The organism is bacterium (assembly GCA_035281585.1).
Classification (GTDB): domain Bacteria; phylum UBA10199; class UBA10199; order DSSB01; family DSSB01; genus DATEDP01.
The window spans coordinates 1-17,089 of the sequence record DATEDP010000058.1; the positions used below are offsets into that span (position 1 = coordinate 1).

The following is a 17,089-nucleotide window of genomic DNA, read 5'->3' on the forward strand; positions in this document are numbered from 1 at the left end:
CATGAGCGACCCCGAAGAACTCAAGAGACACCGCCAACGCATCGACGAGCTCGACGCCCAGCTGCTCGATCTGCTTTCTCAGCGCGGCCACGAGGTTCAGGCCATCGGCAAGATCAAGCAGAAGGCCGGCGGCTCCTTCCACGTGCCGGAGCGCGAAGTCTTGGTGCTGAAGCGCCTCAAGAAGCTCAATAAAGGCCCCTACGATTTCCGGGCGGTCGAGGAAATCTTCCGGGAAATCCTCTCGGCTTCGCTGGCCCTCGAAGCCCCCTTGAAAGTCGCCTATCTGGGTCCCCAGGCGACCTACACCCATTTGGCCGCCATCCGGAAGTTCGGCGCCGCCACCGATTTCCTCCCCCAGACCACCTTGCGCGACGTCTTCCTGGAAGTGGTCGGCGACCGGGTCCAATACGGCATCGTCCCGATCGAAAACTCCAACGAGGGCGTGGTCACCCATACCCTGGATCTCTTCATGGAATTCACGCTCACGATCTGCGGCGAGATCCAACTCGAGATCAAGCACAACCTGCTCTCCAAGGAGAGCGACCTGAAGAAGGTCAAGAAGGTCTACGCTCATCCCCAAGCCATCGGCCAATGCCGCCATTGGCTCGAGGAAAATCTGCCCAAGGCTCAGGTGATGCCCACCGACTCCAACGCCAAGGGCGCGATGATGGCGACCAAGGAAAAGGGCGCCGCGGCCATTGCCAGCGATTACGCCGCCGAGCTCTACAAGCTGAAGATCCTCCGCAAGCACATCGAGGACTACCCCAACAACTTCACCCGCTTCTTGGTGATCGGCAAAAAGCCGACCCAGCCGACCGGCCATGACAAGACCTCGATCATGTTCTCGACCCGCGACGAGCCCGGCGTGCTCTTCCGGCTCTTGAAGCCGCTGGCCGACAGCAAGATCAACATGACCAAGATCGAATCCAGGCCGCTCAAGAAACGGGCCTGGGAATACGTCTTTTTCATCGACCTCGACGGCCACATGGAAGAGCCGGCGATCGCCGAGGTGCTCAAAACCATGGAGCGGGAATGCAGCTTCTTCCAAGTTCTGGGCTCCTATCCCCGCGAAATCAGCAAGACCAACGGCCGCGCATGAAACCGATTTTCCCCAATGTCGCCATCCTCGGGCTGGGCCTGATCGGGGGCTCGCTGGCCCTCGATTTGAAGCGGCTCGGCTTGGCCAAGCGGGTCATGGGCTACAACCGTTCGCCGGACTCGCGGCGCGAAGCCCTGCGCCGGCGGGCCTGCGACGCCGTTTTCTCCGACCCGGTCGAAGCGGTCCAAGATGCCGACCTCGTCGTCCTGGCGGTTCCGGTGCGAACGATCCCGGCCTTGGCCAAGAAGATCGCTCCCCATTTGAAAAAAGGCGCCGTCATCACCGACGTCGGGAGCACCAAGGCGGCCTTGAACGCCAAAGTCCGGCGGGTCCTGCCCAAGCGAGCCGTCTGGATCGGCGGCCATCCGATCGCCGGCTCCGAACACACCGGCATGGCCTCGGCCTTGTCCGGGCTGTTCCGCGGCCGCTGGTGGATCCTGACGCCGGAGGGCCGCGGCGAAGCCCAAACCGCCGCCAAGCTCGCTCGGCTCTTGAAAGCGCTCGGAGCCAAAGTCCAATCGATGCCGGCGACCGAGCACGACCGCATTCTGGCCACCTCCAGCCACTTGCCGCACCTCTTGGCTTTCTCCTTGGTCCAATTGGCCTCGAAAAAAAATCGGCGCCGAGCCCTGAAATTCAGCGGCACCAGCTTTCGCGACGGAACCCGGGTGGCGGCCAGCTCGGCCGAGATGTGGGTCGACATCTGCCTCGACAATCGCCGGGCCCTCTTGGCGGCCTTGGCCGACTATGAAAAGCTCTTGAAAGCCTTGGGCCGCGACATCCGAGGGGCGAGGGCCGGGGCGCTGCGGCGCTATTTCGATTCGGCGGCCCGAGTTCGGAGGAAGCTGTGAGCGTCGTCGTCACCATCCAACCTTCGCCGACACTGAAGGGCGAGCTCCGAGTGCCCGGCGACAAGTCGATCTCCCATCGAGCGGTCATGCTCTCGGCGTTGGCCGAAGGGCGCTCGATCCTGCGGGGCCTCTTGATGGGCGAGGACGTGCTCTCGACCATCGGCTGCTTCCAGGCGATGGGCGTGCCGATCCAAGTCGCGGCCGACAAGGTCGTCGTCGATGGCGTCGGCCTGCGCGGCCTCAAGCCGCCGGCCAAGGTCCTGGACTGCGGAAATTCCGGCACGACCCTGCGCTTGATGATGGGCATCCTCGCCGCCCAACCTTTCGAAACCCGGCTGACCGGCGATGCCAGCCTCAATCGCCGGCCGATGGAGCGGGTGGCCAAGCCGCTCCGCGAGATGGGCGCCCAGATCGAGGAGTTTCGGGCTTCCGAAACCGAACGGATCGTCAAGGTGACCGGCCGGCCGCTCCGCGGCATCCATTACAAGCTGCCGATGGCCAGTGCCCAGGTGAAGAGCGCCGTCCTCCTGGCCGGCCTCTATGCCTCCGGCGAAACGGCGGTGGAGGAGGGCATGGCCTCGCGCGATCATAGCGAGCTCATGCTCCAGGCCAAGGGAGCGCCCTTGAGCCGTCAAGGCGGCCGGATCCGAATTCAAGCCGCGTCTCGGCTGAAGGCCGAGGACTTGGAAATTCCCGGCGACATCAGCTCGGCCGCCTTTTTTCTGGTCGGCGCCGCCATCGGCAAGAATTCCGAAATCCTGCTCAAGAACGTCGGCGTCAACCCGACCCGCACCGGGATTCTCGATGTCCTTTCCGCCATGGGCGCCTCGATCGAAGAGCTCAGCCAGCGATCCATCGCCGGCGAGGCGGTCGCCGACCTGCGAGTGAAGGCCTCGGCCTTGAAAGCCGCCCGGATCGAAGGCGCACTCATCCCGCGTTTGATCGACGAGATCCCGATCCTCTGCATCGCGGCCGCCGCGGCCAGTGGCAAAACCGAAGTCCGCGACGCCGCCGAGCTGCGGGTGAAGGAAACCGACCGGATCGCGGCCATGGAACGAGAGCTCGCCAAACTGGGCGTGAGATTCCAGGGCCAGGCCGAGGGCATCGACGTCGAGGGCCCCGCGGCCTTCCAAGCCGGCGATTTCGAAAGCGGCGGCGACCATCGAGTGGCGATGAGCATGGCGATCGCGGCAACCCAAGCCCCGTCGGCTTCGAGGATTCATGGCATCGAGTGCGTCCAAACCTCTTATCCTGATTTTTTTCGGCATCTCGCGGGCCTGGCCTCCAACCCTTCATGAACTCGGACCGCTCGCCGCTCTTTTTGGTTCACCAACGCAACTTGCGCCGGGCCATCCTCTTCGCCGTGACCGGGCTCGGCCTCACGTTGATCGGGGTCTTCACCGATTTCGAGCCCCTTACCGGGCTCGGCTTGGCCGGCACCTTCATCTCGCTGATTCTCGTCTTCATCCTGGCGCTGCAGCTGTCCGCCTTGCGCCGAACCTTGAACGACCTGCTCGAGGGGAACCGCTTCGTTCATTGGGTTTATGAGCCGGATTTTTGGCGGGAACACTTGCGGCGGGAGCGCCGGCGAAAGAAATTACAAACGGGAAAATACCTTGCCATCGGATTGATCCCCGGAACGCTGCTGGGCCTATTGGTCGGGGGATTCGAGTATTGGGGCGAAAAAAAGCCGCTCGCGACCTCGCTGGCCCACGGCGCCCTCGGCCTCCTCGCCCTCACCGGGCTTTTCGGCATCATCGGCCTCTTCGACGATTTCTACCGCTGGCTTCGCTTCCGCGAGCTCCAGCGGCTGGGCGGGGAGGTGATCCTGGGGCCGGCCGGTCTCTATTACAGCGGGGATCTCTATAAAAGCCGCTGGCACCCGCGTTTTCTCAGCGTCCAATGGGGAGAGGATGAAGGCTTCCCTCACTTGCTCTTCAAATTCGAGGTCCGCGTGAAAGGCGGCTACCGAATCGACGAGGTCCTGATCCCGGTCCCGGTCGGAAGGGAGAGGGAAGGCCAGGCGGCCTTGCACCGAGTCCAGGAGACTTGGTGAGGGAAACCACCTTCACCCGAGATAACCCCGCAAAAACTAATCATTTCTGCTTTGACACGTATTGACAAAATCTCTATAGTCCGCCAGCCTTTTAAGGCAAATTCCAAAACCCAGGAGGTTTTTAAACTGCATTATGCTCAATAATAACGAAGACTTCGGGGCTCTTTTTGAAGAATCCCTTAAGAAACATCCCCTCAACGAGGGGGAGCTCGTCAAGGGCACCGTGGTCAAAGTGACCCGCGATTACGTCATGGTCGACATCGGTTTTAAGTCCGAGGGCCAGATCAATATCGATGAATTCCGCAATCTCGACGGCGAAGTGACCGTCCAACCCGGCGAAAAAGTCGACGTGGTGTTCGAGGCCGCCGAAGACGAATCCGGCATGGTGGTCTTAAGCAAGGAAAAGGCCGACGCCCTCCAAGCTTGGGACAAGCTGGCCGAGGTCGAAAAAGAAAACGGAATCATCGAAGGCGTCATCATCAACAAGATCAAGGGCGGCATGGTCGTCAACGTCGGCGGCGTGCGGGCCTTCCTTCCCGGCTCCCAGATCGACCTCAAGCCGGTCAAGAGCCTCGACAAGCTCATCGGCAAGAAATTCCGCTTCAAGATCCTCAAGCTCAACAAGGCCAAGGGCAACGTCGTCCTTTCGCGCCGCGCGATCCTCGAGCTGGAGCGCGAGGTCCAGAAGGCCGAGCTCCTCAAGAACATCGCCGAAGGCCAGGTCGTCGAGGGTCAGGTCAAGAACATCACCGACTACGGCGCCTTCATCGATTTGGGCGGCATCGACGGCTTGCTCCACATCACCGACATGACTTGGGGCCGGATTCAGCATCCTTCCGAGGTGGTGGCCCTGGGCCAAACGCTCAAGGTGGTCGTTCTCAAGTTCGACCAAGACAGCCACAAGGTCAGCCTGGGCTTGAAGCAGCTCAGCTCCGATCCGTGGGAGAGCGTGCCCGAGAAATACACCGTCGGCACCCGCCTGAGCGGCAAGGTCGTCAACGTCACCGATTACGGCGCCTTCGTCGAGCTCGAAGAGGGCGTCGAGGGCTTGGTTCACGTCAGCGAGATGAGCTGGCTCAAGAAGGTCAAGCACCCGTCCAAGATCGTCAACGTCGGCGACACCATCGAGGCGGTGGTCCTCGATTTCGACTCCAATAGCCGCCGGATCTCGCTCGGCATGAAGCAAATCGAGCCCAACCCCTGGAGCCAGCTCCAAAAGAAGTATCCGCTCGGCTCGCGGGTCAAGGGCCAGGTCAAGAACGTCACCGACTTCGGCGTCTTCATCGGCATCGAAGAGGGCATCGACGGCTTGGTTCACGTCTCCGATTTCAGCTGGGCCCACAAGGCCAAGCACCCTTCCGAGGTCTATCAGAAGGGCCAAGAGGTCGAGGCGGTGGTCCTCAATATCGACCAGGAGAACGAGCGCTTCTCGCTCGGCGTCAAGCAACTGGACGAAGACCCTTATCAGAAGATCCTGCGCTCCTTCGGCACCGGCAGCCACGTCAAGGGTAAGGTGAGCTCGGTCGAAAACAACGGCGTCCTGCTCGATTTAGGCGACGAAGTCATGGGCTTCATCTCCAACAAGGAGCTCGATGGCGAATCGCCGGCGGTCGGCGACGAGATCGAGGCCCAGGTGACCAACATCGACGACAAGGAGCACCGGGTCGTGATGAGCATCCGGGCTTACCACAAGTCGACCGAGAAGCAGGCCTTGGAGGATTTCCGGGCCAAGCAGGGCGATTCGACGGCGACTTTATCCGACGTCTTGAAGAGCTAAGGAGCAATGAAGCGCTATTGGCTTCTTTTCATCGGTTTCACGACTTTGGGGCTTCTCGGCTTTACGCTCTTCCTGGCCTGGGCTGTAAGCCAGGCCGAAGGGGGGCTCCACATGCCGGGCAAGACCCGGGTTGCGGTGGTCGAGATTCGGGGCGGCATTTTCGACCCCAAGGATTCGATCGAGGAACTGAATCGGGTCTATAAAAACGACGGCATCAAGGCCCTGATTCTGCGGATCGATTCACCGGGCGGCGGCGTCAGCGCGTCCCAGGAGATCTACGACGCGGTTCTTCGGGTGAAGGAAAAGAAGGATGTCATCGTCTCGATGGGGACGGTGGCGGCCTCCGGCGGTTACTACATCGCGGTGGCCGCGGACACGATCGTGGCCTTGCCCGGGACCATCACCGGCAGCATCGGCGTCCTGATGGACTACACCAACGTCGAGGGCCTGCTCGAGCTGCTTCGGGTCAAGGCCGAGGTCCTCAAGTCGGGGAAAATGAAGGACGTCGGCAGCCCGCTGCGTCCGATCACCCCCGAAGAGCGGGCCTACCTTCAGGACCTGCTGGACGACATGCACCGCCAGTTCATCGAGGCGGTGGCCCGGGGCCGGGGCCTGACGATGGCCGAGACCGAGGAGCTGGCCGATGGCCGGGTCTTCACCGGCGAGCAAGCGATGGACTTGGGCTTGGTCGATGAGCTGGGCGGTCAACAAAGGGCGGTCGAAATCGCCCAAGACCTCTTGGGTCTGGACGAAGAGCCCGAATTGGTCTACCCCAGGAAGAAGAAATCCGGCTTCTTCGAATTGTTGGCCGAGGGTGAGGCAACGTCGACGTTTCTGAAGTGGTATTACTTTTTACGCGAAGGTCGTGCGCTTTATTGGACGAAGGGGATGATGCTATGAACAAAAGCGATCTGGTCGATCGTCTCACCGAACAACTCAAGACCTTATCCCGAAAAGAAGTCGATTTGATCGTCGACACCGTCTTCGACAAAATGACCGAAGCCTTGGGCCACGGCGACCGGATCGAGATCCGCGGTTTCGGCAGCTTCGAGGTTCGAACCCGGAACGCCCGTCAAGGACGCAATCCCAAGAGCGGGGAAAAGGTCTTCGTCACCACCCGCCGAGTCCCGTTTTTCAAGGTCGGCAAGGAATTGAAAGAGCGCATCAACGACGGCGGCGAAACCGCCGCGGCGCCGGTCCAGAAGGCGAGCGGCGAATGAAAGACCTCTGGGCGCCCTGGAGGAAAGAATTCATCCTGGGCCCCAAGATCGAGGGCTGCATTTTCTGCAAGCTGCCCAAGCAGAAAAAAGACCGCGACAACCTCATCCTCTTTCGCGGCAAACATCATTTCATTATCCTGAACCGCTTTCCCTACAATAACGGCCACCTCATGGTGGTTCCTTACCGCCACACCAAGGACATGAGCCGCTTGAAGGACCCGGAAAACGCCGAGATGCTCCGGCTCTCGGCCCTATCGATCAAGGCCCTCGAAAAGACCATGTTCCCCCAGGGCCATAACTTGGGAATCAACCTCGGCGCGGCCGGCGGCGCCGGAATCCGCGATCACCTCCATCTCCACGTGGTCCCGCGCTGGACCGGCGACACCAATTGGATGCCGGTGCTGGACGAGACCAAGGTGATGATCGAATATCTTTGGGAGACTTACGACCGCTTGAAGCCGATGCTGGAAAAGCTGGCAAAAAAGCGAAGATCATCGTAATTAAAGGCAAATAACCTGGAGGGAATCCATGGCCGCTTGGCGCTTCGTTAAAGTGATCTTAGCCGCGTTGATCCTGTTCGTCGTCGCGAACTTCTTCATCACCAACTCGACCGAGCAGGCGGCGAGCCTGGCGACCAAGATCAGCTTCAAGTTCAACATGCCGCCTTTCCTGTATTTGGAGTCGATCGACTTCCCGGTGGGCTATCTCCTGATCATCGCCTTCACGCTGGGAATGGTCTTCGCGGCCCTGATCGGGGCGGTCAACGCCTTCACCCGCAACCGCGAGGTCAAGATGAAGAACAAGACCATCCGGGAACTGGAGCGGGAGATCGACGAGCTGCGCGATTCGCTGGCCCGGGAAAAGAACGTCCTGCCCGAGGTCAAGCTTTCGGAGGAGCTCAACCGGCTGCCTTCGCAACCCGAGATCCATTGAGGGAACATGCCACGCATCGGCCAAAATATCCTGGACCTGGTCTTCGACACCCCGATGGTGAAGCTGCGCAAGCTGATCGGGGAAGACGCCGCCGAACTCTGGGGCAAGATGGAAAGCGAGAATCCGGCCGGCTCGGTCAAGGACCGGATCGGGCTCAACATGATCCTCGACGGCGAAAAACGGGGATTGATCACGCCCGAAACCGTCATCATCGAGCCGACCAGCGGCAACACCGGCATCGGCTTGGCCATGACCTGCGCCGCCCGGGGCTACCGCTTGATCCTCACCATGCCCGAGACGATGAGCCAGGAGCGCAAGACCTTGCTACGGGCCTACGGCGCCGAGCTGGTGCTGACTCCCGGCCCCAAAGGCATGCGCGGCGCGATCGAGCGGGCCAACGAATTGGCCGAGAAAGAGGGCAAGGCCTTCATGCCCCAACAGTTTAAGAATCCGGCCAATCCCGAGGTCCATCGCCGGACCACCGCCCGCGAAATCATCGCGGCCCTGGGCGAGGTGCCCGACGTCTTCGTCGCCGGCGTCGGAACCGGCGGCACCATCACCGGTGTGGGCGAGGTCTTCAAAAAGGAAAAGCCCTCGGTGCGGATCGTCGCCATCGAGCCCAGCGAGTCGCCGGTCCTCTCCGGCGGCCAGCCCGGTCCCCACAAGATCCAAGGCATCGGCGCCGGCTTCGTCCCCGAGATTTTGAACCGCGACGTCATCGACGAGGTCGTGACGGTCTCCTATGAGCAGGCCCGCGGCGTCGCCCGGGCCTTGGCCGAAAAAGAGGGCCTCTTCGTCGGCATCTCCTCGGGCGCGGCGATTTTCGCCTCGATCCCCATCGCCCAGAAACTGGGCAAGGGGAAAAGGGTGGTGACGATCCTGCCCAGCACCGGCGAGCGTTACCTATCGACAGGCCTCTTCGATGCGATGTAAGGAATGCCCATGACCACCCAGAACACCCCCGCCCTCGAAGTCATCGTGGCCCGCAGCGCCGGGACCTGCTTCGGGGTCGAGGCCGCCATCGAGCTGGCTGAAAAGCATCGCAAGCCCATCCTCGGGCCGATCGTCCATAACCCTCAAATCGTCAATGATTTAGCCCAAAAAGGCATACCGATCCTTGAGCGTTATCAGGAGATGGACAACCTGAGCAGCCAGGGCATCCAAGAAGTGGTCATCACCGCCCACGGCTATCCCAAGGAGCTCAAGGAGACCCTGATCGAGAAGGGCATCCAGTTCCACGACGCGACCTGCCCGGTGCTACTGAAGTGGGTCTACCGCAAGATCCGCACCTTCGAGGACCAAGGCTTCCACATCATCCTGATCGGCAACCCCAACCACGCCGAGATCATCGCCAGCCGGAGCTACGGCAACAATATCCACGTCGTCTATTCCAAGGAAGAGGTCGACCGGCTGCCGCCGGGCCTCGAGAAGACGATCGCGATCTGCCAGACCACGATCACCAAGGAAAAGTTCGAAAAGCTGGTGAAATATATTCGCGACACCAAGTATCCCGACATGCGGGCGGTCGATACCCGCTGCAAGCCGGTGAAGAACCAGCAGGAAGCGGTCGAGGATCTGGCCCAGTGGGTCGATGCCATTCTCATCGTCGGCGGCTTCAATTCCAGCAACACGACCAATCTGGCCAACCTGGCCAAGAAGTACCTGCCGGAAAAGACTTACCACATCGACTCGCCGGACCTGCTCCAGGCCGAATGGCTCAAGGACATCCGGCATCTCGGCATCGGCGCCGGCACCTCGACGCCGAAGTCGCAGATTGACGACGTTCAGCGCCGAGTTGCCGAGCTCTTTCCCGGCGAAGTGCTGTTCCGCAAGGAAGGCACCGATGGCGAAATCCTCGACGGCGACTTCGCCCCCGAAGATGAGTTTTAGTAGCAAGGGGCTTTAGCCCCGCTTCTTTCACCCCTCCCAGTGACAATCCACCGGGCAGTTTTCCTTAGCTTCCTCCGGCCCCTGGCAGATGCCGTCCCCGCAATTCTCCGGGCAGTCGACGGCACAGCTCGAGCCGTCTTCGCCGTGGCTCGGAACGCAAACCCCATCGCCGCAGAAGGGCAGGGGAAGCGGCGGCGAGTTCGGCCAAAGCGAGGCCTCTCCAAGGTCGCCTTCCTCGAAAGGCAGCCAAATGGTGAAGACGAACTGAGTCTGGTCGACGACTCGGTCCAAGCCCAATGTCTCCAAAGCGGCGCCCAAAGGCTCCTGGCTCAAGAGATTGCCAAGGGCGGCTCCATCGGGATTGTCCGGAGAGATCCGGGACTGGATATAGACGAGCTGGACCTTGTGGTCTTCGGCATTGTGCAGGATATGGACTTCACCCAAGCCTCGGGCTTTGGCCTCGGCGATGATGCCCGGCGCCTTGGCCAGCAAGGCCAGGCGCAGGACAGCCTCTTGCAGGAGATTCGATCTCCCGGTGTCGAACCGCTCGGTCCGAAGGGCCGTGTGGGTGTCGAGCTCGGTGAAACGCCAGGCCAAGACCACTCCCCAGTCGCGGCATTCGGCATCCGAAAACTCGGTTCGATCCGTGAAATTTGTTCCCGCGGGGTACTGGTATTCATTCAGAAGCAAGTTCTCGTAGGCCGCGGCTTGGAGGCGGGAGGTGAACAGGTATCTCCCACCCCCGAGAACCGTTGTTTCCCCGGTGGGAATGATCGGAATATGTTTTTGCATCATGCCGGGATCGGCGGCCCAGGCCGGCTTCAAGTCGACGGTATCTTGCTGAAGCCAGATGCGATCCCGTTCGATGATCGGCCCTGGGTTCCCGGACAAAGATAGATCCAGGGTGAAATCGCAGGAAAAGGCCCCCAAGGCCGGCAAGGGGTACCCGATCGAATCGGCGCGGCTCTCCGCGGCGATCGAGCCGGTTAGACAGGCCATTGCGAGAAGCCACGGTATTTTGAATCGTTTCTTGAATGACATATCACCTATCATAGAAGCCTCCTATTTATTGCGAATGGATGAACGAACTTCTTACGAAAATTCCATGAGCCACCAGCGCCGCTCGGGTTCGGGAGCGCACGTCAAGCTTGCTCATGACGCTCTTCAGGTGGGAATGGACAGTGCTTGTGGAAATGAAAATGCGGCGGGCAATTTCGCGATTGCTCAAGCCCTCGGCCACCAACGCCAGGACATGAACCTCGGCCTTTGTGAGCCGGCAACGCTCCGGTAGGTCCATTAGCTCGACCATGACGAAGGAAGCTCCGGTCGATGTCCGGACAAGACGCAATTCGACGGCAAGGGACGATTGGCCATTGCCGGACGGGATCCATGAGGAAATCGGGGAGGCGGGACTCGAACGAGTTTCGGTCAAAGAGCAGAGATGCCGTGCCGCTCCGGCCAAATCCGGAGGAACTTTCCACTCGCTCTTGCCCGAAGCTAACAGGGTTTGGGCGCGCTCCGATATCCACAGCAAATGGCCTTGGGGATCCAGCGCCAGCTTGGGCCATCCCTTCGTTTCCAGCATCGATTCCAGAACCGATTGGGCATGAGGGCACCCACCGATCTGCGAGCTCGATTTTTTTTGGATCGACTGCAACATGGAGACCTCCCGAGCTGAAGGTCATTGTAGTCGCGGGCCTTGCCGGCCAAATCCGTTCTATCGAGGATTGTGGGGCAGAAATCGCGGCGCCATTTTCATCTAAATAGATGGATCCAAGGGCGGGCTTCTTGTGCTAGAATGAGCTCCGCCGGAGGGAGCTATGCAGACCACTTTCCAACAAGAGCGACTGGTGGACGAGTCCATTCGGGCCACCTTCGAAGCGGCCACTCTCGACGATTTGGGACGTTCAGTTCTGCCGCTCTTGGAGCAAAGCCTGGAGACCAGTGCCTCGCTTCTTTACCGGATCGACGCCGAGGGCCGTCTCGTCAACATCGCCGGAACCCAAGTCTTGGCGAATTACGAATACATGGGCGAACACCGCGGCCATGATCCGATGCAAAAGGTGATGCACGGGGTCAATCCATGGATCTGCCACGCCTCCCGTTACCCCGAATTTCAGGAGATGAAAGGCTCGCCGGTTTATGAATTCTCCCTTTGCCAAGGAATCGACGATTATCTTTTTTTGCGGCTCTCCGAAACCGCCCATGACGCGCCCGGAATGGTCGGCATCCTCTTGGCTCGGCCCAAGGGCCGGGACTTCGGCGAGGGCGAGGAATTCCTCATGGCCAAGACCCTGTCGCCCCTCAAGTCCCTGACTCGACGGGCCCTGCGTTGGGAAGAGTTCTCGAGGACCCGCCCCTATGTCGAAACCATGCTCGAGTCGGCCGGTCCCCCGAAAATCGCCTTGGATTTTGACGGCAACTTGCTCTGGGCCTCGGAGCAAGCGATCTTGGCCATCGGCCTGGACCATGGCAGCAGGCGAAGCTTGCCGGAGATCCTGGTCCAAGCCGCTCGCCGATTCCGCCGTCTCTACGCGAAAAGCCTCGACCCCGCCCCGCTCATGAGCAACGTGCAGATCCGCCGGCGCGGCCAGGCTTTTTCGATCCGAGCCGATTTGCGGGTGATCCAAACTCGGACCGGAACGGCCTTCGTGGTCGCCGAGCTCGAGGTCCCGGGAGTTTCGCCTCGGCTAAAGGAAGCGGCTCTCAATTACCGGCTCTCCGTCGCCGAAACCGAAGTGCTTCACTGGTTGGCCCGCGGCTTGGCGGACCGGGAGATCGGCAAAAAACTTTTCATCTCTCACGCCACCGTCCGCTCCCACGTCGGCCAAATCCTCGCCAAAATGGGAGTTGCCTCACGGGTCCAAGCGGCTCTTCTGGCCAACGGTCTCCACCCCCGCTTTGGAGAATTGGAAGAGGAATAAATCACTCGGCTTGGCGATTCCCCTTTTCGATAAACTTCGCTAATATTTTCAACAACCTAGTCGGCATGGGCGCCGATAAGGCCTTGCGGAAACTTTTATAAGTATCCGAAATTAAACAGTATTTTCACGGTTGAGGGGCGGCGTGAAAAAAGCGGGGTCCATTCATCCGGCGGCCAAGCCATGGATGGTCGACAATTTGGCGGAAGGCAGCCGGCCTTTAGATGGCGCGGAAGCTCTATTGGCGGCCGAGCCGGCGACGCCCCATTCTACCCGAAAACTTCAGCGTTTCACCGCGGCGGCCAAGACCTTGGGCCTCGATCTCAGCGACCTTCTGGATGAGAAAGGCCGGCTCCCAGCGGAGCGCTTCGCGACGGCCAAGCTTCGAGTCCTCGAGCTGGCCAAGAAATCCATCTCCCAAAACCTCGATTCAAGCGTCCGGCTTTTCCAAAGCGCGCTCCAATTGGAGCCGCAAGATCCGGGACTGCACCTGGCCTTGGCCAATGCTTACTTCACCCGCGCCAACCGCGCGAAAAACTCGGAGCTGCGCGAAACTTGGATTAGGGAGGGCCGGGCCGAGCTCGAGTTGATCCTGCGCCGCAATCCGCGGCACGTCGAGGCGCTGCGCACCAAAGCGTTGAGCCACGGCTTGGATCCTGGTTTTCTGGGCGACGACGGACGCATCCTGCATCCCGAGCTCTTGCCCGAATTCCTCCGCAATTTGGAGCCGGCGCAAATTTTTGCCGGCTTGGCCTACGGGGCGTCGCTGAAAGCCGAAGCCGGTGGTGACCGAGCAAGGGCTCAGGTCCTGCTTGAAGCCGCCGCCGAAATGGATCCGCGGCACGCCTTGGCTCAAATCGGCTTAGCCGAGCGGAGCTTGGCCGATGGCCAGCTGCGAAAAGCCAGGAACCATCTGCGGCTGGCCCTCGAGCATGCCGCCACGGATGCCGATCTCGACCGGCTCCACGCCTTGCTGAGCGGGAAAGGGGGGAACAAGCTTTTGCCCAAGGGCGAAAAGAGCTGGATCTTCCTGGGCAACCGCCTGTTCGAAGCCGGCCGCCACGGCTTGGCGCGAAAGGCCTTCCAAGCGGCCGCCGCCAGCGACCCCAAGGGCCAAGCCGAGTGGACGCGGCGGGCCCAGCTCGCCGACGAACGAGAGCGGCCCTATGAAAGAGAATTCGCCAGCCTCTCGGCGCCCAATCCGATGGCGGCGGCGCTCTACGAGGCCTTGAAGCGCCAAGGCATCCCTGATGAAGCGATGGATTCGGTGGCGAATGGGGGCAAGGACCGCCGGCTCTCCCACCGGGAAATCTACGATTACATCGGCGCTCATCTCTCGGACTCCGCAGTCCAGGCGGCTCTCCAGGAAGAAGGTTTGGAAATCCCCAAGGGGGAGAACGAGAAAGCTCGGCACCAAGGCTTCGCCGGCTTCATGGCCGAGCGGTTGAGCTCCGAAGCCCGCGCCCTGCAGCAGGAGGATCCCGGCAGCGCCGAGGCCACCGACAAGCTGGAGCGGGCCCTCTACTTCGATCCCGACAAGGTGGAAAGGCACCTGGCCCTCGCCGATGCCTATTCGGCCGAAGGGCACCAGGGGGCGGCGGTCGAGGTCCTGGTGGGAGCAGCCCGTTTGGCGCCGCAGGACCGGGCCCTGAGTCAGCGCCTGCTCTCGACCCATGAGAAGGCCTTGGAACAAAACTACCAAGCCGCCGAAAAACTTTCCGCCCAGGGCCGGCCGGAGGAAGCCAAGGCTCTGTTGGCGCGTTCGGCCGAGCAGCAGGAGTCGCTGCGCGGCCTGCTGAACCGCGAAAAGCCGCTCGAAGGCGCCCTCAATCCGTCCCAAGTCGACACTTGGCCCCAGTTGGCTTGGTTGGGGAAATCACGGCTTCTCCTCGCTCAGATTTTGGAGCGCCAGGGTCAAGGCGGGGAAGCCGCCAAGGTCTACCGCGATTCGGTCGCCATTCTCGGCCAGGCGCTAAAAGCCGAAACCGGCAAGGAGCCGCTCGAGCGCCGCTTCGACGTCCGTCGTGCCTTGCATTCCGCCGCCGACAGCGCCGGCGAATTCGGCAAGGCCTTGGGAGCTCTGCGCTCGGCCACTCATTTGGTCTCGATGGACGTGGAAGGCCAATTCCAACCCTATCAGGAGCTTTGGAACTATGAAGACGGCTTGCGGCGCCGTTTGAACGAGGCTCATGGCGAAAGAGTTCGGGCCGAGGAGGAGATGCCGCCCGATTCGGCCCGGATCGTCGAGCTGCTCCAAACCGAAAAAAAATTGAACGAAGCCCTGGGCCATAAAAAAGAGGCCTTGGCGCTGGATAGTTTGCTCGGAGAGGCCGGCGACCGGCAACGACTCGAAGGCATGATCGGGCAAGGTCGGCGCTTCGCCGCCGCCGGCCATTTGGAGCCGGGCTCGCTCCAACGAACCAAGGCCGGCGAGGGCCTCGGCGTGCTTTCCGAATACGTCAGCTTGACGAACGACGAAAGCGGAGCCCCATCCTTCGCTTTCACCGCGGCCTACGAAAGCCTGCGCCCGGCCCAGCAAACGAAGGTGGCCGAAGCCTTGCTGCGCTGCGGCCGCCGCTCCGAGCTGGCTTCGCGGGCCCTGACCGAGGCCGATCCGGTCAAAAAGCTGTATTACGAGGTCAAGCTGGCTCAGCTCGATGGGCCGAGCCGCGAGCTGCGCCGCAAAGCTGAAACCTTCGTGGCCAGCACCGCTTCATCGACCGAGCTCGCCGGGCTTCGTCGAGAGGTCGAAGGAATCGTCGCTCGCTTCGAGGCCGAGGCTCAGGCCGAGCTAGGCAAGGTGAGCGAGGAAGTCCGAGCCTTGATCGGACCGCTGGTGCCTTCGCTCTATCGCGACGCCAACGGCGCCTTGGACATGTCGAAGGTCCGCGCCGCCGGCCCCGGCGAGTTCAAGCAATGGCTGCTCGACCAAATGTGGATCGAGGGCCGCAAGCTCTCCGACTTGGCGGGCTATTCGGCCCGATGGCGCGGCGTCTTCGACAACTACCGCTTGGTCTTTCAGTCCAGCGAATTCGACTCCTTGTTGACGACGCTTTTCCAGAGCGGGCAGGCCGCGGTGGCCGGAAGCCGGGCTTTCGCGCCCGGCGAAGGGCTGGAAAGAGTCCGGGCCCTGACCCGGGAGCTGGCGACGGTCAGTCCCACCCAATTCGCCTCGACCCACCTGAGCTCGAAAGAAGGAAGGGCCCGGCTTCGCGCAATCCTTGAAGACCAAGAGCATTTCGATTCCCAGCTTCGAGTCGATTTGGTGCGGGCGATCGGGCGGACCAAGTCGCAGGAAGGCGCCCATGGCCTTCAGGCCTATCTCGTCGGAAAGCAGAGCGCCACGGTCGACCTCATCGTCTTCGATCTCAACATCTCCAACCTTGCGGTCGATGCGAAACAGCGGGAACAGGCGGTTCGCGTCGGACTCGACATCCTAGGATCGATCGATGAAATCGAAGTCAAAACCGAAGAACGTCGCCAAAAATATCTCTTCGAGGCCGAAAAAGTCCGGGGCTTAAGGCTGCCAGACGGCGGCCGCATCGGCGGCGACGAGATCCGGCGCTTGGCGGAGATTCAGGAGCGAAACAAGGACCGCCCCGATCCGGTCAGCCAATTGAGAACCAAGCTGGCCGGCGCCTGGCTGCTGGCCGCCGACGACGATAATTGGCGGGAAGGGGGAATCGCCGCCACTCCGGCCAACCGAGCCCATTTGCTGCAAAATGCCGAGCGCCTCTTGGCCCGATTGGACGGCATCCAAAGCGAGGCCCAGCTTCAAAGCCTGATCCAAGACCTACGCCGCTTCCTCGCCGCGCCGCTGCCGACCGATTCCAAAGCCTTGAAATGGGCCGACGAAATCTTGCAATCGGCCCAGGACTTGCCAGTCTTGAACGCGCTGCCGGCTTCCACCGGCTTGGGGCGATATTTGGAAGAGGATATGCTGGGCGAGATGGCGGCCGCCGACCGCGAGCCCTTCGACGGCTTGAAGGGATTGGCCGACGAAATGGGAGCGGCGATCGAGATGGGCGAGAGCCTTCCGCTGCGGATCGAGGGCTTCAAATCTCAGGATCCGAAATTCCGCTCGGCGGTGGAGAATTACATCCAAGGCTTGGAGCGGGCCAAGCGCGGGATGTGGGCCGGTTACAAGCAGAAGCATTGGCTCTACCGGGGTCTGGCCACCGAAGGCGGCCTGCTGGCCGAGGACATTCCCAACATTCGGGCCGCCAACCAGGCCATCGACGGCATCATCGAAAAGCTGAAAGCGGCCGAGAGCGCCGGCGACATCCGTCGGGTCAATCAAGAGATCTACGCCATGAGCAAGGCCGGCGGCCTCCTCTACAAA

General features: G+C 61.3%; 15 protein-coding genes. 13 read left to right on the forward strand and 2 right to left on the reverse strand.

What is annotated here, in order from left to right; all coding sequences use genetic code 11:
• From pheA to ispH, 11 genes are all read left to right on the forward strand, one after another.
• Positions 1–1,099: prephenate dehydratase (gene pheA, locus VJR29_04345; GenBank protein ID HKY62629.1), on the forward strand; the 1,099-nt coding region annotated here is incomplete at its 5' end.
• Entirely contained in the window at positions 1,096–1,950 is an 855-nt protein-coding gene (locus VJR29_04350) for a prephenate dehydrogenase/arogenate dehydrogenase family protein (GenBank protein HKY62630.1), read from the forward strand. The genes pheA and VJR29_04350, both read left to right, overlap by 4 nt.
• A complete protein-coding gene (gene aroA, locus VJR29_04355) occupies positions 1,947–3,248 on the forward strand; it encodes a 3-phosphoshikimate 1-carboxyvinyltransferase (GenBank protein HKY62631.1) in 1,302 nt (433 codons plus the stop codon). The genes VJR29_04350 and aroA overlap by 4 nt, the downstream gene beginning before the upstream one ends.
• Positions 3,245–4,006 (forward strand): hypothetical protein, encoded by a 762-nt coding sequence (locus tag VJR29_04360; GenBank protein ID HKY62632.1) that lies wholly within the window; start codon positions 3,245–3,247, stop codon positions 4,004–4,006. Before aroA ends, VJR29_04360 begins: the two co-directional genes overlap by 4 nt.
• A 133-nt stretch (positions 4,007–4,139) precedes the next feature.
• A complete protein-coding gene (locus VJR29_04365; GenBank protein ID HKY62633.1) occupies positions 4,140–5,783 on the forward strand; it encodes a 30S ribosomal protein S1 in 1,644 nt (547 codons plus the stop codon).
• Between the two features lie 6 nt (positions 5,784–5,789).
• On the forward strand, positions 5,790–6,683 hold the full coding sequence (sppA, locus tag VJR29_04370; protein ID HKY62634.1) for a signal peptide peptidase SppA: 894 nt from the start codon (positions 5,790–5,792) through the stop codon (positions 6,681–6,683).
• Complete coding sequence (locus VJR29_04375) at positions 6,680–7,003, forward strand: integration host factor subunit beta (protein ID HKY62635.1); 324 nt, start codon at positions 6,680–6,682, stop codon at positions 7,001–7,003. The genes sppA and VJR29_04375 overlap by 4 nt, the downstream gene beginning before the upstream one ends.
• Positions 7,000–7,503, forward strand: a complete 504-nt coding sequence (locus VJR29_04380) for an HIT domain-containing protein (protein ID HKY62636.1) — start codon at positions 7,000–7,002, stop codon at positions 7,501–7,503. Before VJR29_04375 ends, VJR29_04380 begins: the two co-directional genes overlap by 4 nt.
• Positions 7,504–7,531: 28 nt before the next feature.
• The gene (locus VJR29_04385; protein ID HKY62637.1) at positions 7,532–7,936 is read left to right on the forward strand and encodes a LapA family protein; all 405 of its coding nucleotides are present in this window, start codon (positions 7,532–7,534) and stop codon (positions 7,934–7,936) included.
• 6 nt (positions 7,937–7,942) lie between these two features.
• Positions 7,943–8,869, forward strand: coding sequence for a cysteine synthase A (gene cysK, locus VJR29_04390; protein HKY62638.1), 927 nt, complete (start codon positions 7,943–7,945; stop codon positions 8,867–8,869).
• Between the two features lie 9 nt (positions 8,870–8,878).
• A complete protein-coding gene (gene ispH, locus VJR29_04395; protein ID HKY62639.1) occupies positions 8,879–9,826 on the forward strand; it encodes a 4-hydroxy-3-methylbut-2-enyl diphosphate reductase in 948 nt (315 codons plus the stop codon).
• A gap of 27 nt (positions 9,827–9,853) precedes the next feature.
• Here the strand turns inward: ispH and VJR29_04400 are convergent, their stop codons facing one another.
• Both VJR29_04400 and VJR29_04405 read right to left on the reverse strand, forming a co-directional pair.
• Positions 9,854–10,825 carry a hypothetical protein gene (locus VJR29_04400; protein ID HKY62640.1) on the reverse strand — a complete coding sequence of 324 codons (972 nt, stop codon included), beginning with the start codon at positions 10,823–10,825 and terminating at the stop codon, positions 9,854–9,856.
• A 67-nt stretch (positions 10,826–10,892) separates the two neighbouring features.
• Positions 10,893–11,486, reverse strand: a complete 594-nt coding sequence (locus VJR29_04405) for a LuxR C-terminal-related transcriptional regulator (protein HKY62641.1) — start codon at positions 11,484–11,486, stop codon at positions 10,893–10,895.
• A 160-nt stretch (positions 11,487–11,646) separates the two neighbouring features.
• On the opposite strand from VJR29_04405, the gene VJR29_04410 reads away from it, so the two are divergent.
• Together VJR29_04410 and VJR29_04415 are read left to right on the forward strand one after the other, a co-directional pair.
• The gene (locus VJR29_04410; GenBank protein ID HKY62642.1) at positions 11,647–12,750 is read left to right on the forward strand and encodes a LuxR C-terminal-related transcriptional regulator; all 1,104 of its coding nucleotides are present in this window, start codon (positions 11,647–11,649) and stop codon (positions 12,748–12,750) included.
• A 142-nt stretch (positions 12,751–12,892) separates the two neighbouring features.
• Positions 12,893–17,089 (forward strand): hypothetical protein (locus tag VJR29_04415; GenBank protein HKY62643.1); only part of this gene is annotated, 4,197 nt, incomplete at its 3' end.